Origin of the sequence: Pyrobaculum neutrophilum V24Sta, assembly GCF_000019805.1 — an archaeon.
In the GTDB taxonomy this organism is placed as follows: domain Archaea; phylum Thermoproteota; class Thermoprotei; order Thermoproteales; family Thermoproteaceae; genus Pyrobaculum; species Pyrobaculum neutrophilum.
On sequence record NC_010525.1, the window covers coordinates 1,620,263 to 1,645,784 of the forward strand.

The 25,522-nt window shown below is 59.9% G+C and carries 26 protein-coding genes and 1 tRNA gene; 19 read left to right on the plus strand and 8 right to left on the minus strand.

Annotated features, from left to right (window positions below; translation table 11 throughout):
- Nucleotide 1: 1 nt before the first annotated feature.
- From TNEU_RS09315 to TNEU_RS09325, 3 genes are all read left to right on the plus strand, one after another.
- The gene (locus TNEU_RS09315) at nucleotides 2–913 is read left to right on the plus strand and encodes a homoserine dehydrogenase (protein WP_012351178.1); all 912 of its coding nucleotides are present in this window, start codon (nucleotides 2–4) and stop codon (nucleotides 911–913) included.
- Between the two features lie 65 nt (nucleotides 914–978).
- Nucleotides 979–2,979: an acetate--CoA ligase gene (gene acs / locus TNEU_RS09320; protein ID WP_012351179.1), complete on the plus strand. Its 2,001-nt coding sequence runs from the start codon at nucleotides 979–981 to the stop codon at nucleotides 2,977–2,979.
- Nucleotides 2,976–5,042 (plus strand): MFS transporter, encoded by a 2,067-nt coding sequence (locus TNEU_RS09325; protein WP_012351180.1) that lies wholly within the window; start codon nucleotides 2,976–2,978, stop codon nucleotides 5,040–5,042. The genes acs and TNEU_RS09325 overlap by 4 nt, the downstream gene beginning before the upstream one ends.
- A 213-nt stretch (nucleotides 5,043–5,255) precedes the next feature.
- On the opposite strand, the gene TNEU_RS09330 is transcribed toward TNEU_RS09325, so the two are convergent.
- Nucleotides 5,256–6,311, minus strand: coding sequence for an anthranilate synthase component I family protein (locus TNEU_RS09330; protein WP_012351181.1), 1,056 nt, complete (start codon nucleotides 6,309–6,311; stop codon nucleotides 5,256–5,258).
- A 26-nt stretch (nucleotides 6,312–6,337) separates the two neighbouring features.
- Here TNEU_RS09330 and TNEU_RS09335 point away from each other — a divergent pair, with 26 nt between their 5' ends.
- The 6 genes from TNEU_RS09335 to TNEU_RS09360 all read left to right on the plus strand — a co-directional run bounded on the left by TNEU_RS09335 (nucleotide 6,338) and on the right by TNEU_RS09360 (nucleotide 14,642).
- Nucleotides 6,338–7,150 carry a hypothetical protein gene (locus TNEU_RS09335; protein WP_012351182.1) on the plus strand — a complete coding sequence of 271 codons (813 nt, stop codon included), beginning with the start codon at nucleotides 6,338–6,340 and terminating at the stop codon, nucleotides 7,148–7,150.
- Nucleotides 7,151–7,250: 100 nt separating this feature from the next.
- Nucleotides 7,251–10,427 (plus strand): molybdopterin-dependent oxidoreductase, encoded by a 3,177-nt coding sequence (locus tag TNEU_RS09340; protein WP_012351183.1) that lies wholly within the window; start codon nucleotides 7,251–7,253, stop codon nucleotides 10,425–10,427.
- Nucleotides 10,424–11,122, plus strand: a complete 699-nt coding sequence (locus TNEU_RS09345) for a 4Fe-4S dicluster domain-containing protein (RefSeq protein WP_012351184.1) — start codon at nucleotides 10,424–10,426, stop codon at nucleotides 11,120–11,122. Before TNEU_RS09340 ends, TNEU_RS09345 begins: the two co-directional genes overlap by 4 nt.
- Nucleotides 11,119–12,252, plus strand: coding sequence for an NrfD/PsrC family molybdoenzyme membrane anchor subunit (gene nrfD, locus TNEU_RS09350; RefSeq protein ID WP_012351185.1), 1,134 nt, complete (start codon nucleotides 11,119–11,121; stop codon nucleotides 12,250–12,252). The genes TNEU_RS09345 and nrfD (TNEU_RS09350) overlap by 4 nt, the downstream gene beginning before the upstream one ends.
- A 432-nt stretch (nucleotides 12,253–12,684) precedes the next feature.
- Nucleotides 12,685–13,425: an NrfD/PsrC family molybdoenzyme membrane anchor subunit gene (nrfD, locus tag TNEU_RS09355; RefSeq protein ID WP_342606869.1), complete on the plus strand. Its 741-nt coding sequence runs from the start codon at nucleotides 12,685–12,687 to the stop codon at nucleotides 13,423–13,425.
- A gap of 110 nt (nucleotides 13,426–13,535) precedes the next feature.
- A complete protein-coding gene (locus tag TNEU_RS09360; RefSeq protein WP_012351186.1) occupies nucleotides 13,536–14,642 on the plus strand; it encodes a 4Fe-4S binding protein in 1,107 nt (368 codons plus the stop codon).
- Here the strand turns inward: TNEU_RS09360 and TNEU_RS09365 are convergent.
- Nucleotides 14,623–14,838, minus strand: coding sequence for a hypothetical protein (locus tag TNEU_RS09365; RefSeq protein ID WP_012351187.1), 216 nt, complete (start codon nucleotides 14,836–14,838; stop codon nucleotides 14,623–14,625). The two genes, TNEU_RS09360 and TNEU_RS09365, sit on opposite strands and share 20 nt — an antisense overlap.
- A 50-nt stretch (nucleotides 14,839–14,888) precedes the next feature.
- Here TNEU_RS09365 and TNEU_RS09370 point away from each other — a divergent pair, with 50 nt between their 5' ends.
- The 6 genes from TNEU_RS09370 (at nucleotide 14,889) to TNEU_RS09395 (ending at nucleotide 17,602) form a co-directional block, all read left to right on the plus strand.
- Entirely contained in the window at nucleotides 14,889–15,221 is a 333-nt protein-coding gene (locus TNEU_RS09370) for a hypothetical protein (protein WP_012351188.1), read from the plus strand.
- Complete coding sequence (locus tag TNEU_RS09375; RefSeq protein WP_012351189.1) at nucleotides 15,221–15,517, plus strand: hypothetical protein; 297 nt, start codon at nucleotides 15,221–15,223, stop codon at nucleotides 15,515–15,517. The genes TNEU_RS09370 and TNEU_RS09375 overlap by 1 nt, the downstream gene beginning before the upstream one ends.
- Before the next feature lie 20 nt (nucleotides 15,518–15,537).
- Nucleotides 15,538–16,221 (plus strand): DUF973 family protein, encoded by a 684-nt coding sequence (locus tag TNEU_RS09380; protein WP_012351190.1) that lies wholly within the window; start codon nucleotides 15,538–15,540, stop codon nucleotides 16,219–16,221.
- 49 nt (nucleotides 16,222–16,270) lie between these two features.
- Nucleotides 16,271–16,347, plus strand: a tRNA-Met gene (locus tag TNEU_RS09385).
- Between the two features lie 65 nt (nucleotides 16,348–16,412).
- Entirely contained in the window at nucleotides 16,413–16,718 is a 306-nt protein-coding gene (locus TNEU_RS09390) for a hypothetical protein (protein ID WP_012351191.1), read from the plus strand.
- Complete coding sequence (locus TNEU_RS09395; RefSeq protein ID WP_012351192.1) at nucleotides 16,709–17,602, plus strand: class I SAM-dependent methyltransferase; 894 nt, start codon at nucleotides 16,709–16,711, stop codon at nucleotides 17,600–17,602. Before TNEU_RS09390 ends, TNEU_RS09395 begins: the two co-directional genes overlap by 10 nt.
- Here the strand turns inward: TNEU_RS09395 and yjjX are convergent.
- From yjjX to TNEU_RS09410, 3 genes are all read right to left on the minus strand, one after another.
- Entirely contained in the window at nucleotides 17,575–18,123 is a 549-nt protein-coding gene (gene yjjX / locus TNEU_RS09400; RefSeq protein ID WP_012351193.1) for an inosine/xanthosine triphosphatase, read from the minus strand. The genes TNEU_RS09395 and yjjX overlap by 28 nt on opposite strands.
- Nucleotides 18,120–18,731 carry a methyltransferase domain-containing protein gene (locus tag TNEU_RS09405; RefSeq protein WP_012351194.1) on the minus strand — a complete coding sequence of 204 codons (612 nt, stop codon included), beginning with the start codon at nucleotides 18,729–18,731 and terminating at the stop codon, nucleotides 18,120–18,122. The genes yjjX and TNEU_RS09405 overlap by 4 nt, the downstream gene beginning before the upstream one ends.
- 166 nt (nucleotides 18,732–18,897) lie before the next feature.
- Entirely contained in the window at nucleotides 18,898–19,905 is a 1,008-nt protein-coding gene (locus tag TNEU_RS09410; RefSeq protein WP_012351195.1) for a M20/M25/M40 family metallo-hydrolase, read from the minus strand.
- A 69-nt stretch (nucleotides 19,906–19,974) separates the two neighbouring features.
- Here TNEU_RS09410 and TNEU_RS09415 point away from each other — a divergent pair, with 69 nt between their 5' ends.
- The 3 genes from TNEU_RS09415 to TNEU_RS09425 all read left to right on the plus strand — a co-directional run bounded on the left by TNEU_RS09415 (nucleotide 19,975) and on the right by TNEU_RS09425 (nucleotide 22,404).
- Nucleotides 19,975–20,238 carry a Fis family transcriptional regulator gene (locus TNEU_RS09415; RefSeq protein WP_012351196.1) on the plus strand — a complete coding sequence of 88 codons (264 nt, stop codon included), beginning with the start codon at nucleotides 19,975–19,977 and terminating at the stop codon, nucleotides 20,236–20,238.
- On the plus strand, nucleotides 20,235–20,537 hold the full coding sequence (locus tag TNEU_RS09420) for a cupin domain-containing protein (RefSeq protein ID WP_012351197.1): 303 nt from the start codon (nucleotides 20,235–20,237) through the stop codon (nucleotides 20,535–20,537). The genes TNEU_RS09415 and TNEU_RS09420 overlap by 4 nt, the downstream gene beginning before the upstream one ends.
- Nucleotides 20,538–20,751: 214 nt before the next feature.
- Nucleotides 20,752–22,404: a S49 family peptidase gene (locus TNEU_RS09425; RefSeq protein WP_012351198.1), complete on the plus strand. Its 1,653-nt coding sequence runs from the start codon at nucleotides 20,752–20,754 to the stop codon at nucleotides 22,402–22,404.
- On the opposite strand, the gene TNEU_RS09430 is transcribed toward TNEU_RS09425, so the two are convergent.
- Entirely contained in the window at nucleotides 22,385–23,320 is a 936-nt protein-coding gene (locus TNEU_RS09430; RefSeq protein ID WP_012351199.1) for a DHHA1 domain-containing protein, read from the minus strand. The two genes, TNEU_RS09425 and TNEU_RS09430, sit on opposite strands and share 20 nt — an antisense overlap.
- A gap of 152 nt (nucleotides 23,321–23,472) precedes the next feature.
- On the opposite strand from TNEU_RS09430, the gene TNEU_RS09435 reads away from it, so the two are divergent.
- Entirely contained in the window at nucleotides 23,473–24,153 is a 681-nt protein-coding gene (locus tag TNEU_RS09435; protein WP_012351200.1) for an ABC transporter ATP-binding protein, read from the plus strand.
- Here TNEU_RS09435 and TNEU_RS09440 read toward each other — a convergent pair.
- Nucleotides 24,146–24,436: a hypothetical protein gene (locus TNEU_RS09440; protein ID WP_012351201.1), complete on the minus strand. Its 291-nt coding sequence runs from the start codon at nucleotides 24,434–24,436 to the stop codon at nucleotides 24,146–24,148. The genes TNEU_RS09435 and TNEU_RS09440 overlap by 8 nt on opposite strands.
- Nucleotide 24,437: 1 nt before the next feature.
- Nucleotides 24,438–25,517 (minus strand): RAD55 family ATPase, encoded by a 1,080-nt coding sequence (locus TNEU_RS09445; protein ID WP_148682442.1) that lies wholly within the window; start codon nucleotides 25,515–25,517, stop codon nucleotides 24,438–24,440.
- Between the last annotated feature and the right edge of the window lie 5 nt (nucleotides 25,518–25,522).

Genomic DNA, 25,522 nt, shown 5'->3' on the forward strand with positions numbered 1-25,522 from the left:
CATGATCCTCCTGTTTGGATTCGGCGGAGTGGGTAGGACATACGCCGAGCTCCTCTACGAGAGAACCAACGTAAAGATAGCGGCGGTCTTCGACAGCGGAGGAGGCGCCATGAAAAAAGGCGGCTTCACCCCCGCCGAACTGAAGAAGCTCCTGGAGGCCCCCAGGGGGAAGGTCTCCCAAGCCGCTGGGCGGCCCGCGTCCATAGAGGAGGCGCTGGAGGAGGCCGAGGTGGTGGTGGACGTCTCGCCGCCCAACTACTCCGACGGGAGACCGGCCGTGGAAGTGTACCGGAGGGCCCTCGCGGCCGGCAGAGCCGTGGTGACGGCCAACAAGGCCCCTCTGGCGCTCTACTTCCAGGAGTTCAGAGGGAGGCCCATCTACTACAAGGCCACCGTCATGGCCGGCACGCCCCTCCTAGACCTAGCCAGAGGGCTACCGCCCCAGAGGGTGACCAAGATAAGGGCTATCCTAAACGGTAGCACCAACTACATACTCACCAGGGTGTACAAAGACGGGGTGCCAGAGGGGGACGCCGTCGAAGAGGCGAAGAGGCTCGGCATACTGGAGCCCGACCCCTCGCTGGACCTAGGCGGCGTAGACGCCGCGGCGAAGCTCACCATCCTCCTCAACACCCTGGGAGTCGCCATCCAGCTGAGCGCTGTGGAGAGGAAGCCCCTGGAGTTTCTAGGGCCAGTCACCAAGTACCTCGCCACGTGGGACGGGGCGAAGGCCGCCGTGCAGCCCGTCAGGCTACCCCCAGAGGACCCCCTGGCGAAGATAGACTACACCCTCAACGCCGCGGAGGTTGTGACAGAGGTAAACACCATATTTGTCTCAGGCAAGGGCGCAGGTAGAAAAGAGACAGCTCTCGTATTGATAAACGATACCTTGAAGGCGTTGAAAGTTCTGTAATTATAATTTTCGATTGGAATATATAATGTTCAGTTATATTTAAAAAGAGTGAACAAGCTGGCCACATGGCCCAGGATACACAGGAGCTACCATTTAACGAATATATAATGAACGAGAGGTGGAAAAGCAGACAGATCGACATAAACGCCTACAAGGCCTTCCACGCCAAATCCCTAGAGCAGCTTGAGGAGTTCTGGGCACACGTGGCCAAGGAGCTCGAGTGGTTTAGGCCCTGGGACAAGGTGCTGGACGCCTCCAACCCCCCCTTCTACAGATGGTTCGTAGGAGGTAGGCTAAACCTGTCCTACCTCGCGGTAGATAGGCACGTCAAGACGTGGCGTAAGAACAAGCTCGCCATAGAGTGGGAGGGCGAGCCGGTGGACGGCAACGGGGAGCCCACGGAGAGGCGCAAGCTGACCTACTTCGACCTATACAGGGAGGTAAACAGGGTGGCCTACATGCTGAAGCACAACTTCGGCATTAAGAAGGGCGACCGCATCACCCTCTACATGCCCATGATACCCGAGCTCCCCATCACGATGCTCGCCGCTTGGAGAATCGGCGCGATAACGAGCGTCGTGTTCTCCGGCTTCTCCGCCGAGGCCCTCGCCGAGAGGATCAACGATTCCCAGTCTAGGCTAGTGGTGACAACCGACGGCTTCTGGAGACGGGGCAAGGTGGTTAGGCTGAAGGACGTGGTAGACCAAGCCCTTGAGAAAACCAGGACGGTGGAAAACGTCATCGTATACAGCAGACTCGGGCTGAAGGACGTCCCCATGACGGAGGGCAGAGACTACTGGTGGCACAGGGTGATGGAGGGCATAAAGGTTAACGCCTACGTCGAGCCGGAGCCTCTGGAGAGCGAGCACCCCTCCTTCATCCTATACACCTCCGGCACAACCGGCAAGCCAAAGGGCATTGTCCACGACACCGGCGGCTGGGCCGTCCATGTGTACGCGACGATGAAGTGGGTGTTCGACCTCAGGGAGGAGGACGTCTACTGGTGTACAGCGGACGTGGGCTGGATCACTGGCCATTCCTACGTTGTGCTCGGCCCTCTACTGATGGGAGCCACGCAGATAATCTACGAGGGGGCCCCCGACTACCCCCAGCCGGACCGCTGGTGGGCCGTAGTGGAGAGATACGGCGTGACGATACTCTACACGTCGCCAACCGCCATACGTATGTTCATGCGCTACGGCGAGGAGTGGCCCAGGCGCCACGACCTATCGACCCTGAGGATCATAAACTCGGTGGGCGAGCCCATAAACCCCGAGGCCTGGCGGTGGGCCTACAAGGTGCTCGGCAACGAAAACGTGGCCATCGCCTCCACGTGGTGGATGACGGAGACAGGCGGCATCGTCGTGTCCCACGCCCCCGGCCTCTACCTAATACCCATGAAGCCCGGCACCAACGGCCTGCCGCTCCCCGGCTTCGACGTAGATGTGTTAGACGACAACGGCAAGCCGGCGCCCCCCGGCGTTAGGGGGTACCTCGTCATAAGGAGGCCGTGGCCCGGCATGCTCCACGGCATATGGGGCGACCCCGACCGCTACATAAAGACCTACTGGTCTAGGTTCCCCGGCGTCTTCTACGTAGGCGACTACGCCATAAAAGACCAAGACGGCTACATCTGGGTTCTCGGCAGAGCAGACGAGGTGATAAAAGTCGCCGGCCACCGCCTCGGCACATACGAGCTCGAGTCCGCCCTGGTGTCGCACCCCACAGTGGCTGAGGCGGCTGTGGTGGGCGTGCCCGACCCCATCAAGGGCGAGGTGCCCATAGCCTACGTGGTGCTGAAGCAGGGGGTGGTAGCCAGCGACGAGCTGAGGAAAGAGCTAAGAGACCACGTGAGGAAGACCATAGGCCCTGTGGCGGAGCCCGCCCACATATTCTTCGTGACGAAGCTCCCCAAGACGCGCTCGGGCAAGATAATGCGCCGCCTCCTAAAGGCCGTCGCCACGGGAGCGCCGCTGGGAGACACCACCACCTTGGAGGACGAGACATCTGTCGAGGAGGCGAAGAAGGCCTACGAAGAGCTGAGGAGGGAGATCGCTAGGGTATGACCACGGTATATACCTTCCGCCAACTGGTATCAGTCGCCGGCATATCGTGGCTCGGGGCCTTTTTGGAGTGGCTAGACTTCTACACCTTTGCAACACTGGCGCCTCTCATATCCGGAAAGTTTTTCCCATCTAAGGACCCAATTGCCGCTTTGCTCTCTACATTTGCAGCGCTCGCCATAGGCTTTCTGTTTAGGCCGCTGGGCGCCATCTTGTTTGGCAAAATAGGCGACCAATACGGCCGTAAAATAGCATTTACTCTAGCTATGACTCTGATGTTGGCGGGAACGCTGGGCATAGGCCTACTGCCCACCTACGACCAGATCGGTATACTGGCATCAATCGGCGTCTTCGTTCTTAGAATAATCCAGGGTCTTGCGTTGGGCGGAGGCTTCGGCGCTGCCCTGGTCTATCTAGGCGAGTTTGCCCCTGAGCACAGGAGGGGCTTCATAACAGGTTTCCTCTTCACAACAGCGCCGGCTGGCATGGGCACAGCTGCGTTGCTTCAAGTCATCATAGCCTCTATGGTGGGCAAAGAGACCTTTGGCCAGTGGGGCTGGCGTATAAACTTCATCGTGGCAGGCGTGATAGTGTTTGTGGTTGCCCTCGTGATTCACTTCTTCTACAAGGAAACCCCCATCTTCTCTATGCTCAAGGCTGTGAGAAGGGTGACTTCGGCGCCTGTGAGAGAGGTGTTCTCCGGTAAATACTTGCCGCTTGTGTTGCTCGCATGGATAGGCGTGGTAGGGGCACATGGCCCAGTTTGGTATACAAATCAGCTGTTCAATAGCTACTACGTATCGACCTTCCAAAAATACGTCGATGGCTCAACCGCGAACGCGTTACTATCGACAGCTACATACGCCGCCTTGTGGATGTACCCGCTCTTTGGCTACCTATCTGACAAGATTGGGAGAAAGCCCATACTGTTGCTAGGCATCTTCGGCAACGCCCTGTGGTTCCCCATCGCGTTTTGGCTAATAGACAAGGTGGGGCCGCAGAAGGATCTAACCGCAATGTGGCTCCTCTTCTGGAGCATGACCCTCTTCAACGGCATTGGATACAGCGGCGCCATGTCAGCATACCTCCTCGAGCTATTCCCCGCCAGAATTAGGCTCTCCGCTGTCTCGCTGTCCTATAACCTGGGCTACGGCGTAACCGGCGGGCTGACCCCAACGATAATAACCGCCCTATATCAAGCTACACACAACATATACCTGTCCACAATACTCTGGTCTACCTTGGTCCCCGTGCTCATGGGCCTTGTGTTTCTGTTCAAGGGCTGGGAGACATTAGGCACGCGCATTTGGGCTGAGCTTGCCGCTGGCAAATTCGCCAAGAAGGCCGTGGTGCTTCCGCCCACCGCGCCGATTAGAGCGGCTGCACAGAAGATGGCCGAAGGCGTGAGAGCCGTAGTAATAGCCGCCTCAAAGCCTGTGGGGGTCTTCGGCAGGAGACAGCTAATAAGAGCTCTGGCGTCTGGCGCAACGCCGGAGGCCGAAGTAGGCAGATTCGCAACCCGCGTAGACTGCGTCGGCGAGGACGCCCCGCTGACTGAGGTATTCGCCGCAATGGAGAAATACGGCGTTAGAGACGTCCCCATATGTAAAGGAGACGAGGTGGTGGGCATAATAGAGGCCCGCGAGCTACTCAACGAGGCTCTAGCCCTCAGGGGTATAGTCAACAAGAAGAAGGCCTTGAGCGTAAGCGCAGGCGATGCCGTGGCTAGAGACCCCATCACCGTCCCGCCGAGCGCGACGCTACGCGACGTATTGAAAATCATGGCCGAGAAAAACATTGGCTTCGTCCCCGTGGTTGAAGACGGGAGACTCGTAGGCGGTATCTCAGAGAGCGACTTTGTACAAATACTGCTGAACAACACCCCGCTGGACACGCCGGTGGAGAAGGTAATGAGGTGCCAGCTTATCACAATTGAAAGGACAAGGCCGGTGAAAGAGGCCGCGGAGCTCATGGTGAAACACAACATTAGACATCTGCCGGTGGTAGAAGACGGCAAAGTCGTCGGAGTCCTCTCGGTGCGCGACCTCCTAAAGGCGGTCGCCTAACCCCCAATTTTTTTGTAAAAGGCCCAGTCTTTATCGTTTGTCCGTCTGTCCCTAGGCGCCTTCTCCTCGCCCACGCCAACACGGGCATCCGTGGTACCTCGGAGCGCAGGGGTCACCGGGCATGGGGGACAACGGCGCAGCCCCCTCCCAGCGTAGGGCTTTGGGCAGAACTCCCCACGGCCGCCCTCTGGGCGGAGGCTTGTACAGACAGCTTCAGGTTAACAGTTTTGCGAGAGGCGCCATTTTTACCTCGGTCTCCTCCCACTCGGCGTGGGGCTTGGAGTCTGTTACAATGCCGGCCCCAGCCCAGAGGTAGAGGTCGCCGTCTATCCCGTATACGCTCCTAATAACCACGGCGAACTCCACCCCATCTCTGGCGATGACGCCTACGCTTCCGGCGAAGGGTCCCCGGGGCTCCTCCAGCTGGGAGAGCAACTCCAGCGCTCTTGGCTTTGGCACGCCTGATACTGTGGTGGTGGGGTTGAGGGCGCGTACCGCGTCTACCGGCCGGTAGAACTTGTCCAGCTGGCACTCGACGTAGGAGACGAGGTGTTGGTAGTGGCTGTACTTCTCCACCGCGAGCATGGACGAGACGGACACCGTCCCCCATCTGCAGACTCTGCCTAGGTCGTTTCTCACCGAGTCCACCAGCATTATGTGCTCCGCCTTGTCTTTCACGCTCTCCCGCAACTCCGCCTCCAGCGCCGCGTCCTCCTCCGGGGTCCTCCCCCGCGGCCTCGTGCCGCCTATCGGCCCAGACACAGCCCTCCCGCCCCAGCAGGAGACAAGAGTCTCGGGGGAGGCCCCCACGAGGAAGAGGCCGTCCACCTCGACGAAGTAGTAGTACTTGCCGCCGACTGTCTTCCTCACGGCGTTAAACAACGCCTCGGGGGAGCCGGCGAATCTGTACCGCCTAAACCTCGCCACGACTAGCTGGAAGACCTCCCCCGCCTCCAGCGCCCTCTTGGCCTCCGCGACCCTCCGCTCGAAGAGGTCCCTCGGCTCCTCGTAGACAAGCCTCGCGCCGTAGTCTCCGCCCCAAGCGGGCGGCTCCCCCTCCTCCCCAACCACGAATAGGTACGTCGGCCAGCCCGGCCTGGGGGGAGGCCTAAACCCGTCGTCCCAGGGGGAGACGGCGTCGAAGGCGAAGACCCCCACCACCGCCCTGCCGCGCCGGGCCTCCGCGGCGGCCTCCTCTAGGCTGTAGACGGCCCGCCCCTCCACGTATACGCGTCTGCCCCCGTATTCGAAGTAGGCCCGGGCACCCACACTAAATTATACCCCCTATAAGTGCTGTGTGTACTCTCTACGGGAGAGAGGGGTACCACGCCCTCTTCCTCAAGCCGATAGCCGCCGCCCTCGGCTGTAGATACGTCGCGTTGGACTACCTCACGCTATATAGGAGGTTCAAAGGCAGGGCTGAGGGCATATACTACATAGAGGAGCCGTGGGTCTACGCCAGGGATACATACGCCCCGGAGCCCGCCGGCCAGCTACCGCCACAGCTCGGCTACCTCCGCCGCCGTATGTACCCTCTGTTGGGGAACGTGCACGTGTTTTTCACAGACGGCATATACGGCTACGCCACCGAGGCGCCCTGCGGCAGAGTGGGGCTCCTGGCCAAGGAGGGGGAGCCAATGGTGACAGACCTACTCCTCCCCCTCTACCTCGAGACGGGAAGCGTCGAGAAGGCCCTCGCCGCGGCGAAGCGGCTCTACAGATGCGGCCTCCCCGGAAGCCGCGAGGAGCTTGTAGAAGGCGTGAAAGCCGGCAGATACGCCGCCGGCTACATCTGGCTCGCGTGGGCCGCCGGGTTGGACGTAGAGCTCAGGCCCTACCCCACGGCGGGGTGGACCCTCTCCGGCTTCTGGGGCTTGGCTTTCCTCGAAGCGCCGCTCTACGTCCACGGGCACCCCCCGCCCTACCTAGAACGCCTAAAGGGGAGGGCCAGGAGGCTGGTGGAGGCGGCTAAGCCGGCGAGGGGAAGAGGCTGGATGGAGTTTGTAGAAGCGGCGCACGTCGCCGTGGCTCAATACCTAAGGGGGGCACTCCCACTCGACGCAGCGGTAAAAGTGCTAAGGGAGATAGAGAACCGCCTCGAAACCTAGTGTATACAACTTGTACACCTCTGTACACAGTGTATTTATCTTGAACATCCTTGTACAAGATGTATAGCATAATTTATAGATGTCGAGCTTTCTTTTTTCCATGGAAGTCTCTAGAAGAGATGTTTTGAAAGCGGGAGCCACCATTGGCTTGATCGGCGGCGTATCCGGCGTTCTGCTGAAGGCTGTGGCTGAACAGACTAAGGCCGAGGCGGCCTCTGCGGTAACGTCGGTGCCCTCCATCTGCGGGATGTGTATGGCCCAGTGCGCGATCTATATCGACGTCGTAGACGGCAAGCCGGTGCGGATTAGGCCAAATACAAACGCGCCGACGAGCGCCAAGGGCATATGCGCCCGCGGCGTCTCCGGCACCTTCAACGCCTGGCTTAACCCAGACGCGGTGAAGAAGCCCATGGCCAGGAAGGCCCTCGTGGACTGGGCCCAGGGGAAGATAAGCTGGGAGGAGGCCAAGAGACAGCTTGTAACAAACCGCGGCAGATACGACGACATGGTCGAGGTGGATTGGAAAACCGCCATAGACATAATCGCCAAGAAGCTCAAGGAGCTGGCCGACAACAACGAGCGCCACGCCTTCACGTTCCTCTTCGGCGCCTGGGGGCCCGTCGCCAGCATGAGGGCGGGCGTGCCGCTCATGAGGTTCGCAGATACATACGGCGGGGGCATGATAACCTTCGACAACCCCTACTGCACCTACCCGAGATACCTAGGCCACTGGCTCACCTGGGGCCACGGGCACCAAGCCCACGTCGCTTGTATAGACTACGGCGAGGCCGAGGCTGTGCTTGTGGTGAGGAGAAACGTCATCGGCGCTGGGGTTGTCACTGAGACGTGGCGCTTTATGGAGGCCGTGAAACGCGGGGCGAGGCTGGTGGTCCTAAGCCCGGTGTTTGACGAAACCGCCTCCTACGCCGACGTGTGGCTCCCGGTGAAGCCGGGGACAGACCTCGCGGTGCTTCTGGCCTTCATAAAGTACGTGCTTGACAACGGCTACTACATGGCCGAGTATCTGAGGCGGTTTACCAACGCCCCCTTCCTCATAAAGCCGGACGGCCTCCCCCTGCTGGCCTCTGAGGTAGACTGGGGTAAATACGGCGTGAAAGAGCCGGCTTTCGCCTACGTCGTGTGGGACGAAGCCGCCGGCGGGCCGGCCCCCGACAACGCGGCGCAGAGGGCGGCTCTCTTCGGCGAGTACGAGGTGGCGCTTAAAGACGGGAGCCCGGTCAGGGCGAAGACCGCGTTGCAGATACTCAGGGAGTGGGTAAAGGCGAACCTCTCGGCGCTGGCGGAGAAACACGGCGTGAAGGACTACATGGAGGCCGCCGCCAGAGAGGCCGACGTCGACGTAAACGACCTCAGAAGGGCGGCGGAGATCGTGGCTAAATACAGGGCTGTGTCTCCCATCGGCTGGCACGACCCAAGATACAGCAATACTCCACAGACGTGGAGAGCAGTCGGAGTGTTGATGGCACTCCTCGGGAGAATACAGCAGCCGGGCGGCCTCTTCCTACTCACACACCTCATAATGCCCTACGCAGACGTGTATACGAAAGTAATGAAATATACAAAGAAGGACATCCCCTACAAGACCATCCGCGGCTTGACCTTCGGCGAGTACGTCCCCGCGAACCTCCGCGGCATATATGTCATCCCCATAGCGCCCCCCCTCCCCGGCCCCAGCGATAGAGGCGCGCCGCCGGTCAAGTCGTTAACTGAGGTCTGGGGCGAGGAGGCGGAGAAGAAGGGCTACCTCTACCCCTACGACACAGTGCAGGCGCTTTACGAGAGCGTGGTTCACGGCAAGCCGTTTAAGATCAAGGTGGTGTTCATCACCGGCTCCAACCCCATTCCGCGGATTGGAAACAGCAGACTTGTGGAGGAGATCTTTAGAAACTTGGAGCTCGTAATCGTCCACGACATCCAGTTCAACGACACAACGGCCTTCGCCGACGTAATACTGCCGGATCTGCCCTATCTCGAGCGGCTTGATCTGGCGCTTCCCGGGCCCTTCTCGCCGTTTCCAGCCATATCTGTCAGATTCCCCTGGTACTACGAGGAGTACAAGAAGAAGCTGGCGGCCGGCGGGAAGCCGGGCGAGTTAGACAAGGCGTTTAGGTCTAGAAATGGGCGGACGGCCTTAGAGGTGTTGGTCATGATCGCCCGGAGACTTTCGGAGCTGGGCATCAAACCCCGCGACAGAACTGAGTGGTCTCAGAACATGCCCGTGGGGATGATCACCGAAGAGGGCATACTCCCCATACCCAACCTGGAGAGGTTCATCAACGCGCAACTCCGTAGAGTTCGTATCGTGGACGAGGCGGGGAACGTGAGGGCGCCCACGGTGGAGGACATCTACAAGATGGGTGGCTACATGGTGTTGGTGCCCACGGGCCGCGTTGAAGCTGTGAAAGACGAGCTCTGGAGCAATGCGCTGGGGAGAGACGTGGTGGTGAGGGTACACGTCTACAGGCCTGTGAAATACAGCGTTGACCTCGAGGAGTGGCTCTGGAGGACTATCTACTACAACTCGCCGATGGCGAGGGGGGAGGTGCCGTTGCCGACGCCCAGCGGCAGGGTGGAGATATACAGCATAAACCTGGCCTACGACGTGAGGAGGGTCTTCGGCAAGCCCGCCACTTCGATCGACCCCTCCGACCTAGAGGGTAAGAAGAGCGGCGTGGATCCGCTGTTTTCGCCAGTGCCGCTCTACGCGGGTATGGCTAGGCCGGACTACATGTGGGCAACCGGCCCGGCGACGGAGGACGTGGAGATAAACGGGCTGGTCCCGCCGGAGCCGCCCAAGAGACTGCTGCTCGTATACCGCCACGGGCCCTACACCCACACCCACAGCAATACTCAGAACAACCTCCTGCTTGACACACTAACCTCCAGTGAGCTGTTGTCCGCCTGGATACATCCAGACACCGCGGCGGCCCTCGGCGTAAAAGACGGCGATTGGATAGAGGTGAAGCCCGCGGCGCCCAAAGTGGCAAAACAGCTGGAGTCGGTAGGCGTAAAGGAGGCGCCCACGGCCCGGTTTAGGGTGAGAGTTACGCCTATGGTGAGGCGGGACATCATCGCCATCTACCACTACTGGCTTGTGCCAAGGGGTAGGCTAAGGGTCAAGGCATGGAAGCTGGCCGACGTTAGGGCTGGCTACAGCGACGACAACTACCTAGGCCCGATGTTGGCCGGGAAGCTCGGCACGCCTGGCGCCATGGGTAACACCGTTGTGGAAGTGAGCAAGGTGGGCGGGCTATGAGGCCGGTATTTGTTATAGACATAAATAAATGCGTCGGCTGTATGGCATGTGTTGCCGCGTGTAGCGTTGAAAATGGTGTATTGTTTATAGCAGCTAAGGATCCGTCAAAATATCTGCCAATACACTCAAAGACTAGAACCGTGGTGGTTTGGAAAGAAGAGGAGAAGGAAAAACCGGCACGGCGGTTTGTGCCATATCTCTGTAATCACTGTGAAAAGACGCCATGTTTAGAGGTGTGCCCCACTCAAGCTACCTATAAGACTAAAGAGGGGATAGTGTTAATAGATAAAGATAAATGTATTGGATGTAGGTATTGTATAATGGCGTGTCCCTATGGCATGAGGTATACCCCACCTGCAATGGAGACTGAGGAGCTTATGCATCTAGACTTTATGAAAGATGCAGAAGCTGGAGTGAATTACGGCGGAGTTATGTTCCAACCACCTGTCTCTAACAAGTGGGCTGTAAAAATCCGCACTGTAGACAAATGTACTTTCTGTTACCACCGTAAGACATCTGACGACAAATTATGGACGCCTGCTTGTGTAGAAGTATGTCCCACCAAGGCTAGATCCTTTGGCGATTTAGACAACCCCAACGATCCAGTTGCAGATTTAGTTAGAAGAGGTATTGCAAAACCAATAGCGCCGAGCAAAGGTACAGGAGGACTAGTCTACTACGTGGGAGAGGTATGAAGCCGTCGGCACTTCTACTTGGGATGTTAGTTATTGGCGTTATTCTTACCGCCATTGGGATATGGGGGTGGTTCATGAGGTACAATAACATGTACGCTGGATATCTATGGTCATTTATGGTTATTACATACGCCTTTTTCGCAGCCTCTGCCACAGGCAGTAGCTTAGTAACCGCCATGCATACGGTGTTTGGCTACAATGGCGGATTTAAGAAAGTAGCGAGGTATCTCATAGCTATATCTCTTATCACAGCGTTACCCGCGTTCCCCACTATCATAGGCGATTTGTTAAATCCAAGCGCATTTATGTATATGTTCACCAGCGTCAACCCCGAGTCGCGTATGGCTTGGATGGGTATACTGTACGTAATCTACTCCCTAATTCTGCTTATCGAGTTGATACTTGAGATGAGACATAAAATGGGCGTTGGAATAGGCATATTTGCTCTGGCAGTGCAACTTCTCACGCTTATGAACCTAGGCGCTATATTTGGCTCGTCATATGGCGTCCCGGCGTGGTATGGCGTCTTTTCGCCTGTCTTATTTGTAGCGGCGGCGTTTTTGTTAGGGTTTGCATTTCAGATAGTCGGCGTGTCTATTGCCGAAAAGGTGTATTACGGAAACGTACGGGCTGATGTCAAAGACTTGCTATTTAGAGTGCATGCAAAGGGCATAGTCACCGTGTTGTTAGTATTTCTATTCCTGCTGTTTTGGTATTTTGCAGTAGGTTGGTTCTCACCGCCTGTATATGTAGCACAACAAGAGATGTTTAACTATTCTTTGTGGACGATCGTCTTGGGAGGTCTCGTCTCGCTGGCGTTAGCATCTGCGGCATTGGCCAAGAGAAGCTTAGGCACGTTAGTATTTACATCGTTAGTTCTTATAGTCGTGGTATTTACAAGCCTTATTTACTACGTGCTCTATGGCCAAATAGGCCAGGCCATATGGCTTTACGACTTTAAAGCACCTCCAGACGTTTTAAAAATGACTGTAGAGGAGTTCTTTAGTCAATATGACTGGATGCCTGCGTTAATGTCGCCTGGACTTTGGCTTCTGCTGTACCCACTTGCCGTAAAGCTTCTAGCATTAAAAGAAGACGAGAGACCCCGTCGGCTTTTCATACTTAGGTAACACCCGATTTTTCCCTAGTGTAAAATCTATCCAATATTTTCCTGAAAGCTTTTAGTTCTACAACCGACTTCATGTCGCTGTAGGTATCTCAACCGCTGTACCTCATTGAAGCAGACGTCGCAGTCCTAATTAGAAGAGGTATTGCTTTTATTTATGGAAACGAATCCCGGCCTGGGGCCCGGCGTAAAAGCGGGGGCGCCGCCAGCCCCCAATGACCCGGGCCCTCTTGCCTGTGGTCGCCGAAAGGCGGCTCTGGGCAGGCCCCGGACCCTCCCGGGGAGGCCGGGAGCCGCAAAGGGGGCTCCTTAAGTGACTCGCCCAACTTAAGTATGAAGCAGGAGGGCATCTACGGCTCTGTGCTTGCCATAGCACAAGCAACTAAGGCATATCCCGGGGGTCTTGTAATAGCCCAAGTGTTGAGAGTTGTAACTCTTGGCGCTGTTGAAGCCTCCCACGGCCGGCATGTTGGTGTTGCCGTTGCTGAACCCGCACGCCAACTTGTCCAGCTGGATGGCGTGGGGAGCCACCGGCATATCTATGCTACTGTTGCTCTCGCTGCTGTTCACGCTCCCGCTGATAAAGCCGCCGGATAGAATCGCCGTGTGGGGGAGGAGCCGCGTCGTCATGAACCTACTGGGGCTGTCGATGTCGCTGGCGGGGGCCTTCGTCGCCATATACACGGGGCTGGCGGTGGCATACGAGAGAGGCATACCGTTTTGGCACAGCGCCGCGGTGCCGTTGCTGGCGCTGTTCCTCGGGGTCGCCGCGGGAAGCGGAGTCTACGGGCTACTAGGCAAGAGGGAGGCCGCCCCGTGGATAGCCGCTGGGAGCGGGCTGGCGGCGTTGACGTATCTAGCGCACCTACACCTCTCATCCATAGGCCCCGAGGCCGCGGCATACAGCGCCCAGGGCGCCATGTCCGACCCCGCGGCGTTGGGTGGAATCGCGCTCGCTCTAGCGGCGGCGTTGGCGCTCGGCGGGAGAAAGCCGGGCGTGGTTGCGCCGGCGTGTTGGCGGTGGTTGCGGCCTTCCTCATCAGGGCGTCTCTACTGCTCTGGGGAGCTTGGGACTTCCCTTAAGTGTACAAGAATGTACATTTTTCATAGAGATATTTATAAAGAACAGTTATTTACCGAACATGCCAAAAAAGCTGTTGGTGTTGGGAGGAGGTAGCGCCGGTTTAATTATTGCGAGAGAAGTTAGAGAGCAACTGAGTCCCGAGGAGACCGGTTTGTGTCTATGACTGTGTTGAGCGAGCTTAGGCTACGCAGGGTGGTGGGGGCATGAGCGATAAGCCCTCTATCGTCATTGTCGAGGGGAGAGAGGATCTCTCTAGGCGTCTCTCCCGGGCGCCGCTGTATTTTGCGTACCGCGGGCCCCATGGGGAGTGGTTTAGAACCGTAGCCGAGAAACACCTAGACACAGACTGGTCCTCTCTACCGCCGGCCGAAGTTAAGGCGGCGGCCAGGAGGGAGTTGATCACGGGGGGCTTCATAAGGCTGAGGGACACGGTGGTGGTAGACCAAGCCAAGTGTATCTGGTGCGGCATGTGTGCCAAATCTTGCCCAGCTACTGCTTTTGAATATGTTGAGAGGAGATCTATTAGGGTGATGTACGACCGGTGTGTAGACTGCGGCCTATGCAACGCCCTGTGCCCAGTGGAGGCTGTGAAGATGCCGTCTCTACCTGACGGCTTTCTCGCCGAGCTTATAAAGACGGCTCCAGGGCCGTTGAAATTTATCTGTGACTATGCCTTCCAAGATGGCGACGAAGAGGGGGTGAGGGTCAAGTGTATCGCAGCCATACCTAAGCAATATCTCTATATTGCGGCGGCGAAATATGGCGAAGCCAGAGCCCACTGCTCCCGCGGCGAGAGGTGCCCCCTGTGGCCGGCCGTGGAGAGGTGGGGCGCGGGGCTCGCCCGCGAGGGCAGAGACTTCGTGGTAAGGGCCGAGAAGGCTCCTCTACAGCCCGGAGATAGGTGGCAGACGAGGATGCTCGCCGCGGCTCTGGGGATGCCCGTCGGCAGGGTGGAGGTGGCGGAGGGGTGCACCCTCTGCGGGGCCTGCGTCAACGTCTGTCCCACAGACGCCCTCTCCATAAAGGGCTTCGAGCTCCGCCTCACGCCGGCGTTGTGCATTGCATGCGGGGTTTGCGCAGAGAAGTGCCCAGAGAGGGTTGTGAGGGTGGCGGAGGCCCGGGAGGACAAGCCCTACGAGTCTAGGGCCATCTTCCGCGACAGCCCCGCTAAGTGCTCCTCATGTGGGAAACCTCTGCCGTACACGGAGACTATGGCGCGGAAGTTGGCCGAGAGGCTAAAAGAGAGGGGGCTCCCCCACGAGCATATATACCTCTGCGAGGAGTGCCGCCTCAGCTCTTCGCCCGTTTAGCCTTAACCACATGCAAGTCGCCCTCCCTGTATACATCTACGACTATGTAGCCGAAAAGGGGGAGGATCAGCCTTAGCACGTTTACGCAACCTTCGTCAGGCGTCTTTATCGCCACCTCGGCGGGTTGTTTTTCCTTTATGTAAGCCACGGCCTTGAGAGAGCCCTCTGGGCAACCGGGCACCTCCACGGTGTCCATGATTTGAAGAACATAGTTAAAAATTTAAATGTAATTTATAGCGTCTCTTTATGTCGCTCGCGAAAGAGGTGCTTGGGCTCGTGGTTGGGTGGCTGGTCTCCACCATCGCGGTGTGGCTTGCGCTTAAGGTTTTCCCCGGCAGGCAGAAGAGGGAGGATCTAGCTGGGGCCGCGCTTACCGCCCTAGTGGGCGCGGTGATCTACTGGGTTATTCACGCCGTGGTTAAAATACCCTTCGTAGGCGGCGTAGTGGCCTTCTTCGTGTGGCTATATGCCCTGCGGAAGCTACAGGGGGTTGGGTGGCTCGGCGCCCTCGGCCTAGCCATTTTGATATGGATCTTCAACGGGCTGTTCAGCCTGCTTCTCCCCACGCTTAAGCTTTGATGGAGGGCGGCGCCTGCGGCGTCTTGTGCAAAATCGCAAAGGCCCTCGCCGAGTTTTTCGTAAACGCCCAGGGAAGCGCCATAAGCCTCTACCCCAGCGAGGTCGCCGCCAAATCGGGCGTGCCGCAACAGATAGTTGGCGAGGTCTTTAGAGCTCTGGCGTCGCGGGGCTACATGGAGTGCGTGAGGTATTCATACAGGAAGGTGAGGTGCACCGTCTCCAGAAACTCCCCCCTCTGGACCGCCGACCCCCGCTCCATATACCAAATCCTGGAGGATCTGAAGCAAAATTTATAAAACGCCGAATATCTCTTTTTATGGACCCGAGAATTTTGGAGATAGACGGCGTAAGCCAGCTGAAGACGGGCTTTCTGTACCTCCTGATATCGGTCGTCGTGGCGCTGGTCGGCGTGGCGGCCGGCTTGCTGTCGTTTTTTGCCTCCCTGAGCTTTTACCCGGCGGCCGGCTTAGGCTCTCTTGTAGGCGCCGTCGCCGTTTTCGTAGCCGCGCTTGTGGCCGCGGTGGCTATCTCACTATATGCGCTGTTTTCGAAAATAAGGGGTGGGATGCGGATTCTCTCGCAGGTAGACGGCGGATTTAAGATCTGCTACACCGGCACCACCCTCATGATCGTCGGCCTTCTCGTCGTTGTGTTGGGCTTGGTCGTTGGACTGGCGGCGATAGCGGCTGGTTGGGCGTCGCTTCATATGGCGGGGCCGCCGTTTGGGATGCTCTCCGGCTTAATAACCATCTTCATAGTTGCCCTCATAGGCGGGGTGATATACTTCGTAGGCGAGATACTGACCTTCATAATAGGCGCCTTCAAGTTAAACGGCCGCTACAACAACTCGCTCTACATGGTCGCAGGTATCCTCTACATCATCGACATAGCGCTGATAATAGCCGGCATATCCGGCATACTTACGCTGGTGGGCCACATACTGATGTATATAGCCCTCAGAGACACCCTAGACAAGCTCAGGTCGCCGACCCCCAGCTAACCCCCTTTCTTGAGAAAAGCTTATAAAGCGGTGGTATTTTTAGTACCGGAGCGGGGTAGGCCAGCCTGGTAGGCCGCGGGGCTCATAACCCCGAGGTCCCCGGTTCAAATCCGGGCCCCGCTACCACGCCGGTTTCATTATACACAGGAGGTGCCTCCGGAATCCTAAAATACCTGCAAGTTAGTAGGTATGTGGAGCTCGCCACACTCCTGCGTGGCGTTTGTTCGCGTTGTGGAAGGCCTTTCCTCCTGGAGGCGTCGCCTGGCCTTTCGGTTTTCTGCCCCAGCTGTGGACACCCCATAGACGAGGCTAGATGCGAAAGGACGAGCGTTGTTAAGCTCGGCGACTGCGAGGTGCGGGATTGGGATAGGCTGGCGGCGCTGAGCCCAACCACCCAGCAGATGGTTCTCCAGGCGTTGGAGTCCGGGAGAGCTCCGAGGGAGCTCTACCCAGTCCTCCTGAAGCTTAGGGAGGTGGGCGCCTTGATATGTACGTAGACTTCTCCTCGGTCTGGAGACACTTTAAGGAGTACATACACGCGTCTGGCGGCATCTTTGAGCTCAAGAAAGCTCTTGACTGGAGCGTCTGGTATGCGGCTAAGTGGTGGCGGGAGGTGAAGGAGGGCGCAGATCTAAAAAAGCCCTTTGCCAAAGCCCTCTACATATCGCTTCTCAGGAGGGGGATAATAGACGAGAGAGGCGAATTCAGGAAGGAGGTTGGGGAGCCCGAGATGCCGAGGGGACTATACGCGAGGGAGTGGGTGGAGATGCACATGAGGTTCGACGAGCTGGGCGCCGCCAGGGTGGCGCGGGACGAGGTGGATAGAAACGCGCTGGAGCTCCTCTACAGCGATATACAAGTACAGGGCTGGCACAGGATAATGGTGAAGGCCTTCCTAAAGGCGGTGGGTGTCACCGACGGGCAAGCCGTGCTTGAGCCCTACTCTAGGGAGGGCCACCTCGCCGCCTTCTACCACGAGGACTACAGGCCCGCCTCCTACCTCGGCTACGACCCCAGCGCCGCCCTTCTCGAGATGGCCAAGGCGGTGGCCCCCTCCGCCGCCTTCGCCGCGGCGTCTAGCGCCTGCGAGCTCTCAGGCCGCTACAACGCCGTGTTGCTCATAGAGAAGCTCCAGTGGATGCCGGACCCACTCCGCGAGCTCGACTGCATCTCGCGGCTTCTGGAGCCGGGGGGTAGGCTCTACGTCGCCCAGCCTGTGGCCGAGTCTATGCCGGGCTACCTCGCCATCCTCACGGCGGTGGGAGCACACCACGTCTTCACGTGGAGGGAGACGGAGGCCATGCTGGCGTCTAGGTTCAAGCTGGAGAGGCGCCTCATCAGAGCTATGCCCTTCTACGGCGCCGTTTTCCAAAAGCGGTAGAGCTGGGCGTTGGCCGGCAGCCTGGGCACCAGCGCCATAGCCACAGCCACCACGTTGAGGTCGAGGCGGGTCACCCTCCCCCTGGTGAGCAAGCCTATTATCCCCTCCCTGTATCCGACGGCCGCCTTCCCGAAGTGCCTCTCCGCCAGAACCCCCAGCTCCACCCCCCTCAACACGTCGCCCAGAAAGACGTCCGGGATCTGGAAGGCCGGGCCGAAGCCCAACGTCACCAAGCCGCCTCTGTCCGCCACCGCCGCCACCGTCACGTCGAGGTGGCGCCCTCCGGCCTCCAACGCCCCCGCCTCTATCCCAACGCCGTGTTCCGCCTCCCCCGCCGCGGCGAGCGCCGCCTTAGCCCTCTCCACGGCCCCCGCCACCACAGCCTCAAGGCCGACCGGCTGCGGGGGGAGAGAGGGCGGCTTATCCACCGAGGAGACGCGCGCCGGGATGCCGAAGAGCCTATACGCCTCTTCCACGGCCCTCACCTTGTTGGGGTTCCTAGAGGCGACGGCCACCTTCACGGCCTAAACTCCACACAGGCGAACCCCGCCCGCTCCGCCTCCGCCAGGGAGACCTCCCGCGCCTCCTCCTCCGTCTCGGGCCCACCCGGGGGTCTCAGCAACGTGGCCACCACGCGCGCCGGCCTCAGCCCCCCGGCCATCTCCACCACCTCCCCAAGGGTGTAGAACCTCGCCCTGGAGTAGAAGGGGTGGCCCGCCGCGCCCATCTCCACATACAGCCTGCCCCAGGGCGACTCCCTCGGCACTATACACGCCACCACCCTCTCGGCCACCCTCGCGGCCTCGCGCAAAACCGCCCTCGGGTTGTCCACAAAACAGAGGGTAACCACCAGGAGGGCGCATGGGAGGGATTTATCCCTCAGCGGGAGGGCCTCCCCCACCGCCTCCACCAGCTCCAGCGCCCCGGGCGCCAGCTTGAGCATCTCCCTCACGGGGTCCACGCCCACTCTCACCCCAAGCGGCGCGGCGAACCTCCCCGTCCCGACGCCCACCTCCACGCCCCCGCGGCAGTCGAACCTAGACACGGCGTCTAGCTCCGACCTATACAGCGCAGGATGCGCCGCGTACCACCTATCGTAGTCCACCGCCCTAGACCTAAAAACCTCCACAGAGGGAAAAACACGGGATATATTTACCGTTTCGCCTATCCCAGACGTGGCGACCCCTCACCCAATTGTCAACTACAACGCCAGTTGGGGAGTTTGCTGTTGTTCAGCCGGCTGTGGAGGTCTGCTAGACGTCGGAGCTCGTCTCGAACTTGATAGATGGAGGGCCCTATTTTAGCTCGGCTATGGCGTTTTTCAGAACCACCGCCGCTAGCTCTACCTCTTTGATGTCTATGTGTTCGTCCTCCGTGTGGGCTAGCCGCGGGTCGCCGGGGCCGAAGGCGGCAATGTCTCTGGTGAGGTCGACGAGGAGGTTGAAGTCCGCCGTGCCCCACTTCCTGCTGAGCTTGGGCTCTAGGCCGAGTTTCAGCAGCCCTCTGACGAGCGCCCTGGCGGCTTGGTTTGTGGGCGAGACCTCTGCCGGCTCTACGCAGCTCTTCGCCCTCGCCTGCGGGGGGAGGGCCGCGAGGAGGTCGCGGCATGTCCTACCGGGGGGTATCCTCACGTCTAGGACCATGGTGCACCTCGTCGGTATCTTGTTGGGGGCGTCGCCGCAGTTGACCAGGGTGGGCGTGACGGTGAAGGCGTCGTACCTCTCGGCGTGTCCAAGAGCCCTCTTGACCTCTTGGTATACGGCGTAGAGCTCCTCCACGATGTTGCCGTATATGGGGGAGCTGGCGTGGCCTCCCCTAGACTCAAGCTCAATGTAGACCTTGGCGCCGCCTCTGTAGGCGTACGCCACGTGGAGGGAGGTGGGCTCCCCCACGTAGATGTAGCGGGGCCTGGGGGGACCTCCCCTCAGGAGGGCCTCCGTACCGGCGCTGTCGTCCTCCTCCGCCGTGACGAGGGCCAGCACCACCGTCCCCCGGGGCTCCGCCTCCAGGAAGGCCTTCGTGTAAGCCGCCAGGGGGCCCTTGTCGTCCACCGCCCCGCGGCCCCACAACACGTCTCCCTCCCTTCTCACGGGGAGGGGGCCAGGCACCGTGTCCATGTGGGCGTGTAGCCAGACGACGGGCTCGCCGCGGCCTCTAACCGCCACCACGTTGCCGGCTTCGTCTATCCACACGTCTGAGACGTGGTCTCTGAGGTACCGCAGTAGCCACTTGGCCAGCTCCCCCTCGCCGTGGGGAGGGCTGTATATCTTGAGAACCTCCTCTAGAAACGCGGCGGCGTCCATGGGCCCACCTCGGGTGGTATATAAATCATATAAACCACAAAATATATAACCGCGGCGGCACATAGATGTGTGTTCCTCCGCTCGGCTCTGAGGCTGGCTAGGTGGCTGGGGGCTTTCACGGCGTCTCAAGCCGCCGCGTACCTGGGCATGCCGCAGGAGGAGGCCGAAAGGCGGCTGGATAAGCTGGTGGAGGGCGGCGCGCTCCGGGCGGTGGTGATAGGCGGCGTCAAGTTCTACTACAGAGATCCCCAGGAGGCCGCCGAGGTGATACTAGAGTCGGTGGACATCTCCGCGCTCCCCCGGGAGGAGAGGGAGAAGCTGATGAGGCTATGACCTGGCGCTGGGAGAGGCTAAGCGACTGCGTGGAGAGGCGGTACATATCCGGCGAGGGGGCCACAGTGGCGCAGTTTAAGCTCAAGGCCGGCTGCGTGGTGCAGAGGCACAGCCACCCCAACGAGCAGATCACGGTGGTGCTGGAGGGGCTACTGGAGTTCGAGGTGGGCGGGCGTAGGTTCACGGCATCGCAGGGCGACGTCGTCCACATACCGCCTGGGGTTGAACACGAGGCTGTGGCCTTAACAGACGCTGTGGTTGTCGACGTCTTCGCTCCGCCCAGGAGGGACTGGCGGTAGGGCACCCGGCCAAGGGCATATACCCCCCTCCCGCCCCCGATACGTCCCTCCACGGCAGAAGCTCCGAACCCCCTCAGCGACCTCAAGATAGGCCCAGTATCCCGGCTGGCGTTGTCTCTGTCTCCACGCGGTGGGCGTCCCGGCGTAGGGCGAGGCGGGGGGCTGTGCGGCGGCCGCGCGCAGAAAGGTTATATATTCGCTCCACGGGGCCCCTATGGCGGAGCGGGCTCTGGCGGTGGGGATAGCGCTGGCCTTGGCGCTCGGCGTTGTGGCTCTGTTGGCCGTGTTTACGATATGTCAGCCTAAGGCGCCGGGGGAGGCTCCTCAGCCAACTAAGCCGAAGATCGTGCTTGTGCCTGTGGATTTCGTCATCGGCGGCCCCGAGACGGATAGGGTTGTGAAGGCCCTCGTGGAGCTCTCCCAGAGGAGAGACGTGGCGGGGGTCATCCTGATCATCAACTCGCCGGGGGGGACCGTCTCCGGGACCGAGGCCCTCTACACAGCCCTCAGGGGGTTGAACAAGACCAAATACGCCGTGGTTGTCGGCCTCGGAGCCTCCGGCGCCTACTACACGGCCGTGGCGGCGGAGAGGATCTACGCGGCGCCCTCCAGCTGGGTGGGCAGCATCGGCGTTGTGGCCGTCATCTGGCCCGACCTGTACCTCTACGACGCGGGCGATTACGTGTACACCACGGGGCCGCTGAAGTACTACGGCGAGGATCTCCTCAGCTACTACGACGACGTTGAGAAGATCAGGCAGAACTTCGTGAAGGCGGTGCTGGAGGGGAGGAGGGGGAGGATCAAGGCGAACCCGGCTGTTTTCGAAACCGCGGGTCTCTTCACGGCGGAGGAGGCGCTGAGGCTAGGCCTCGTGGACAAGGTAGGGGGGGTCCTCGACGCCGCGAGAGATATGGCGGAGGAGCTGGGCCTCAGGAACTACTCCCTGGTCTACCTAGGCGGTATCGCCAACACGACGGGGGCGGCCGCCTGGAGGGTGCCTCTGTCCCAGCTCCTCAACGCCTCTCCCGTCCCCGTGTTCTACATCTATCCGGGGGTGCTCCAGATCGACGTAAGACCCGGCGTCCCCAGGAACGCGACGCTCCCCACGTCTCCGCTGGGGAAGCCCTACGTGGTGTTGGACATGTCCCACGGCAACATGGTGCCGAGGGGATTCATCGAGGTGCTTAGGGCCGAGCTGGCCGTCCGGGGCTTCGCGCTGGTGGCGGCGGCGAGCGAGTACCAGCTGACCTCTCTCCTGGCCAACGCCACGGGGCTGGTCGTGGTTAACCCAACTGCGCCGTTTTCAAAGGACGCCCTGGCGGCTGTGTTAAACGCAACGGCCAGGGGGGTGAGGGCGGCCTACTTCTACGACATGAGGGCAAGCGCCGTCGTTGTTTCAGGCGGGGCGGCCTACGTGGCGCCCTACTCCGCCTACGCCGTCTTCGACCCCCTGCCCATGCACTTCAACATGTCCGGCCTAAGGGCTGTCTACAACTTCACCGCCGGGGGCGGGACCTACCTCCAGAACTGGCAGTTCGTCTACGCGGAGCCCAGCGGAAACTGGAGCCTTTTGAGCGGCGTGAGGAGGCTGGCCCTCTTCAGCCCCTCGGCGGTGGCCACCAACGCCCCCCATAGGCTGACGGTGAGGGGCTACGTCTTCGGCTACGGAGAGGGGAACTACACCGTGGCTGCGCAGGCCGGCAACTTCCTCTTCGTGGGGTCGGTCAGATCCTTCACGCCCTACTTCATAACCCTGGGCGACAACCGCAGGTTCTTCAGCAACGTGGTGGCGTGGCTGACGGAGCCCAGGCAGATAAAGGCCGCCAAGGCGCCCCACGCCTCCGGCGTCATCTACGTAGGCGGCTGAGCTCCTCCACGAGGACGGGGAGGAGGTCTCTTGGGATCCTCGCCCCGGCCGCGTTTGGATGGCCCCCGCCCGAAACGCCGTATCTCCTGGCGAAATCCCTCAGAAAGGCGTTTAGGTCAAGCCCCCTGGAACGGAGGCTCACTACGTACATGTCGCCTCTAGCCTCAGCCGCCACCCCCACCTCAGCCCCCGCCAGCCCCCTGGCCAAGTTGGCGGCTAAGCCGAGCGGCCCCGGCGGGTTGACCACCAACGCGACTGAGCCGCGGAGCGAGACGTTCCTCTCCACCCACCAGACGAGCTCCTCGTTGACCCTCGCCTGCTCCTCAGCCATCTTCATAAGCCTAGCCATCGCAGAGGGCGGGAGGTTCTTCGCCAGATGCCTAACCACCTCCCTCTTGAAGTCGTGGTCCTTCCTAGCCCTCTCCAAGCCCTGCATCAGGACCCCCGCCTCGAAGTATATAATCCGGCGGTCCCAAGCCTCCAACGCCTCCCTCACCCACGGCGTGTGGTCCATATAGTCGCTGATGGCGCCGTAGAGGGCAACCCTGCTGTAGGACTTGGGGAGCCTCCCGCCGAGGAGCCTATACGCCAGCTCGGAGGCCGAGGAGCCCACCTCGTGCACCACCTCCACACGGGGCAAATCGGCGGAGAGGGGGTGGTGGTCGACGTAGACCACCCTCCCCCCGTACCCGGCGAAAACCCGCCCAGCCTCCTCCGCCGCCTTCTCGTCTATCGCCACGTCCACTATGTAGACGTCGCCCCGGGCGAACTCCCTAAAGTCCTTCAGCAGGTCCACCGGATGCGTGAAATAGACCTCAACCTCCTCGTACTCCCCCGCCAGCGCCGCCACTACGACAGCAGCCGAACAAACGCCGTCTGCGTCGCCATGCGCAAAAACCGTTAAGACACGGCCCATAGAGTTATAAACAGCCCAGTTTATAACGCCGGCGGCGGAGAGCCCCGCGCGGGGCGCCGTGAAGCTACCGCAGTCGGTCCCCCTTGTACACACAAGCCGCATCTCCTCGCCGCGCGTGAGCAACCTATATATAGCGCAGCCCCGGCCGTGCCATGGAGATCGTTGTAAAAGATGTCGTTAAGTACTACGGCGACTACCCGGCGCTCAGAGGCGTCAGCCTGGAGGTGCCGAGGGGCGCCTTCCAGTGCATAATCGGCCCCTCGGGCTCTGGCAAGTCTACGCTTCTCCACATCATAGGGGGCGTGGACAAGCCCACAAGCGGCGAGGTGACGGTGGCCGGGGTGAGGCTAAACGACCTAGGCGACGACGAGCTGGCCGAGTTCAGGAACAGAAACGTCGGCTTCGTCTTCCAGATGTTCTACCTCATCCCCCGCATGTCTATCCTAGAAAACGTGGAGCTACCGCTGATCCTCAGGAGGGTGCCGAGGGAGGAGAGGAGGAGAGCCGCCCTAGAGGCGTTGAGGCTGGCGGGGCTCGGCCACATAGACCCCAGGAAGAGGCCCACCCAGCTATCCGGCGGAGAACAGCAACGGGTAGCCATCGCGAGGGCAATAGTGGCGAGGCCGAGGATACTCCTGGCAGACGAGCCCACCGGCAACCTAGACAGCGCCACAGCCAAGGTTGTGATGGACACCTTCCTAGAGCTGAAGAAAACCCTCGGCATAACGATAGTGATGGTCACCCACAACCTAGAGCTACTGCCCTACTGCGACGCCTACGCCAAAATGAGAGACGGAAAGATAGCAGAAATAAGCGGCAAGCAACCTACCTAGCGCTCCCCCACATCTCTCTCGTAGTTAGATATTTCACCAGCTGTTCGTGGGTGAGCCTGCATCCATTTCTCTCGAGCCAGCTCCTCAAGATGTTGATTATCAGCTCGGCGTTGTGTTTGCCGAGTGCCTTTTCCAGCACTTCGTAGACACGCCAGGGCTCCTCCAGGAGGAAGTAGTCCAGAGGTTTGCCAAACGCCGCCAAGACGCGGTAGTGCGTCAAAGTACGAAGCGACACGTCAAGAGAGCCGTAGAAGCGGGCCAGGAGATCCCTCGTCAGACACATATCAGCACCTCACCCTCTCCCCTATCTTCCCGCCCGGCGCCCTCACGCCTGTGACCGCCCTATCCTCAATCTTCACAATCACGTCGAAAAGCACGTCGAGGTCGTATAGGTCTCTAAGTGACACAACTACGGCGCGTCCCGTCCTAGCTAGCTTTAGGAGAGTGCGCACCGCCGTGTAGAGCAACTGGATGCCATATAGCTTTGAGAACGTCTCAAGCCCTCTGATGAAGATCACAGGCGCTTTGGAGGTGGCCAACGCGGCGTAGAACTCGCCTAGGTCTAGACCTACGTCGATGGTTTCTACGCCGAATTTTTCAGCGTATATAGACCCGGCTCCTGAGATCGATATGAGGAGGGGTTCCACTCCGCGGTCGCGCAACGACCTAGCCACATTCAACATATGCCAAGTCTTCCCCGCCCCAGGCGGCCCCACGAAGGCGTGTAGAAGCCCTTTGTAAATCCCACCGACCACCTCGTCGATACACGTCAGCGTCTCTAGCCTCTCCACTTGCCTACTTACAGAGCTTGGCGCTATAAACAGCAGGCCGGCCCCCTCCAGTATGACATACGGCATGGTGTAGCCCGCCCTCCCCCCGCGTATCTTCCTCACGACGGCCTCTCTCACGGCGCCGTAGGGGTAGACCTCGTAGAACAGCTCAATGACGTTGTCCGCCACATAAGCCACCCTCTGGGCCACTTCCCTCTCCGCCGTTAGAAAGACGTCAACCCCGCTCTGTTTTACAGCTCTATAGATAATGTTGTGGAGGATGTCCAGCCCCCCGCCCGCGGCGAGGAACTCCGTCACGGAGTCTATCACCAGGGCCTGCGGCTTTTCGCGAGCCACAGCGTCCAGCAGGGTGTTGAAAAACGCCTCCGCGCCGGCCAACACCGCCTCCCAGTAGACCAGCTTCCCGCCGAAGTTGTAGCCCAAAGCCGCCATATTCCTCCTAAAAGTCTCCTCATCCTCAAAAGCCGACACCCAAAACACCCTATCGTAGCTGTTGTACGTGTACCACGCCGCAAAGGTGGTCTTCCCAGCGCCAGGCGGCCCGTAGACAAGGGTGACCCCCCTAAGCATCATAGAGC

Excerpts from the sequence above, each read along its gene's own strand:
- TNEU_RS09315 (WP_012351178.1), top strand. The coding sequence starts at position 2 with ATGATCCTCCTGTTTGGATTCGGCGGAGTGGGTAGGACATACGCCGAG.
- acs (WP_012351179.1), top strand. The coding sequence starts at position 979 with ATGGCCCAGGATACACAGGAGCTACCATTTAACGAATATATAATGAAC.
- TNEU_RS09325 (WP_012351180.1), top strand. The coding sequence starts at position 2,976 with ATGACCACGGTATATACCTTCCGCCAACTGGTATCAGTCGCCGGCATA.
- TNEU_RS09340 (WP_012351183.1), top strand. The coding sequence starts at position 7,251 with ATGGAAGTCTCTAGAAGAGATGTTTTGAAAGCGGGAGCCACCATTGGC.
- TNEU_RS09345 (WP_012351184.1), top strand. The coding sequence starts at position 10,424 with ATGAGGCCGGTATTTGTTATAGACATAAATAAATGCGTCGGCTGTATG.
- nrfD (WP_012351185.1), top strand. The coding sequence starts at position 11,119 with ATGAAGCCGTCGGCACTTCTACTTGGGATGTTAGTTATTGGCGTTATT.
- TNEU_RS09360 (WP_012351186.1), top strand. The coding sequence starts at position 13,536 with ATGAGCGATAAGCCCTCTATCGTCATTGTCGAGGGGAGAGAGGATCTC.
- TNEU_RS09365 (WP_012351187.1), bottom strand. The coding sequence starts at position 14,838 with ATGGACACCGTGGAGGTGCCCGGTTGCCCAGAGGGCTCTCTCAAGGCC.
- TNEU_RS09370 (WP_012351188.1), top strand. The coding sequence starts at position 14,889 with ATGTCGCTCGCGAAAGAGGTGCTTGGGCTCGTGGTTGGGTGGCTGGTC.
- TNEU_RS09375 (WP_012351189.1), top strand. The coding sequence starts at position 15,221 with ATGGAGGGCGGCGCCTGCGGCGTCTTGTGCAAAATCGCAAAGGCCCTC.
- TNEU_RS09380 (WP_012351190.1), top strand. The coding sequence starts at position 15,538 with ATGGACCCGAGAATTTTGGAGATAGACGGCGTAAGCCAGCTGAAGACG.
- TNEU_RS09395 (WP_012351192.1), top strand. The coding sequence starts at position 16,709 with ATGTACGTAGACTTCTCCTCGGTCTGGAGACACTTTAAGGAGTACATA.
- TNEU_RS09410 (WP_012351195.1), bottom strand. The coding sequence starts at position 19,905 with ATGGACGCCGCCGCGTTTCTAGAGGAGGTTCTCAAGATATACAGCCCT.
- TNEU_RS09420 (WP_012351197.1), top strand. The coding sequence starts at position 20,235 with ATGACCTGGCGCTGGGAGAGGCTAAGCGACTGCGTGGAGAGGCGGTAC.
- TNEU_RS09425 (WP_012351198.1), top strand. The coding sequence starts at position 20,752 with ATGGCGGAGCGGGCTCTGGCGGTGGGGATAGCGCTGGCCTTGGCGCTC.
- TNEU_RS09430 (WP_012351199.1), bottom strand. The coding sequence starts at position 23,320 with ATGGGCCGTGTCTTAACGGTTTTTGCGCATGGCGACGCAGACGGCGTT.
- TNEU_RS09435 (WP_012351200.1), top strand. The coding sequence starts at position 23,473 with ATGGAGATCGTTGTAAAAGATGTCGTTAAGTACTACGGCGACTACCCG.
- TNEU_RS09440 (WP_012351201.1), bottom strand. The coding sequence starts at position 24,436 with ATGTGTCTGACGAGGGATCTCCTGGCCCGCTTCTACGGCTCTCTTGAC.
- TNEU_RS09445 (WP_148682442.1), bottom strand. The coding sequence starts at position 25,517 with ATGATGCTTAGGGGGGTCACCCTTGTCTACGGGCCGCCTGGCGCTGGG.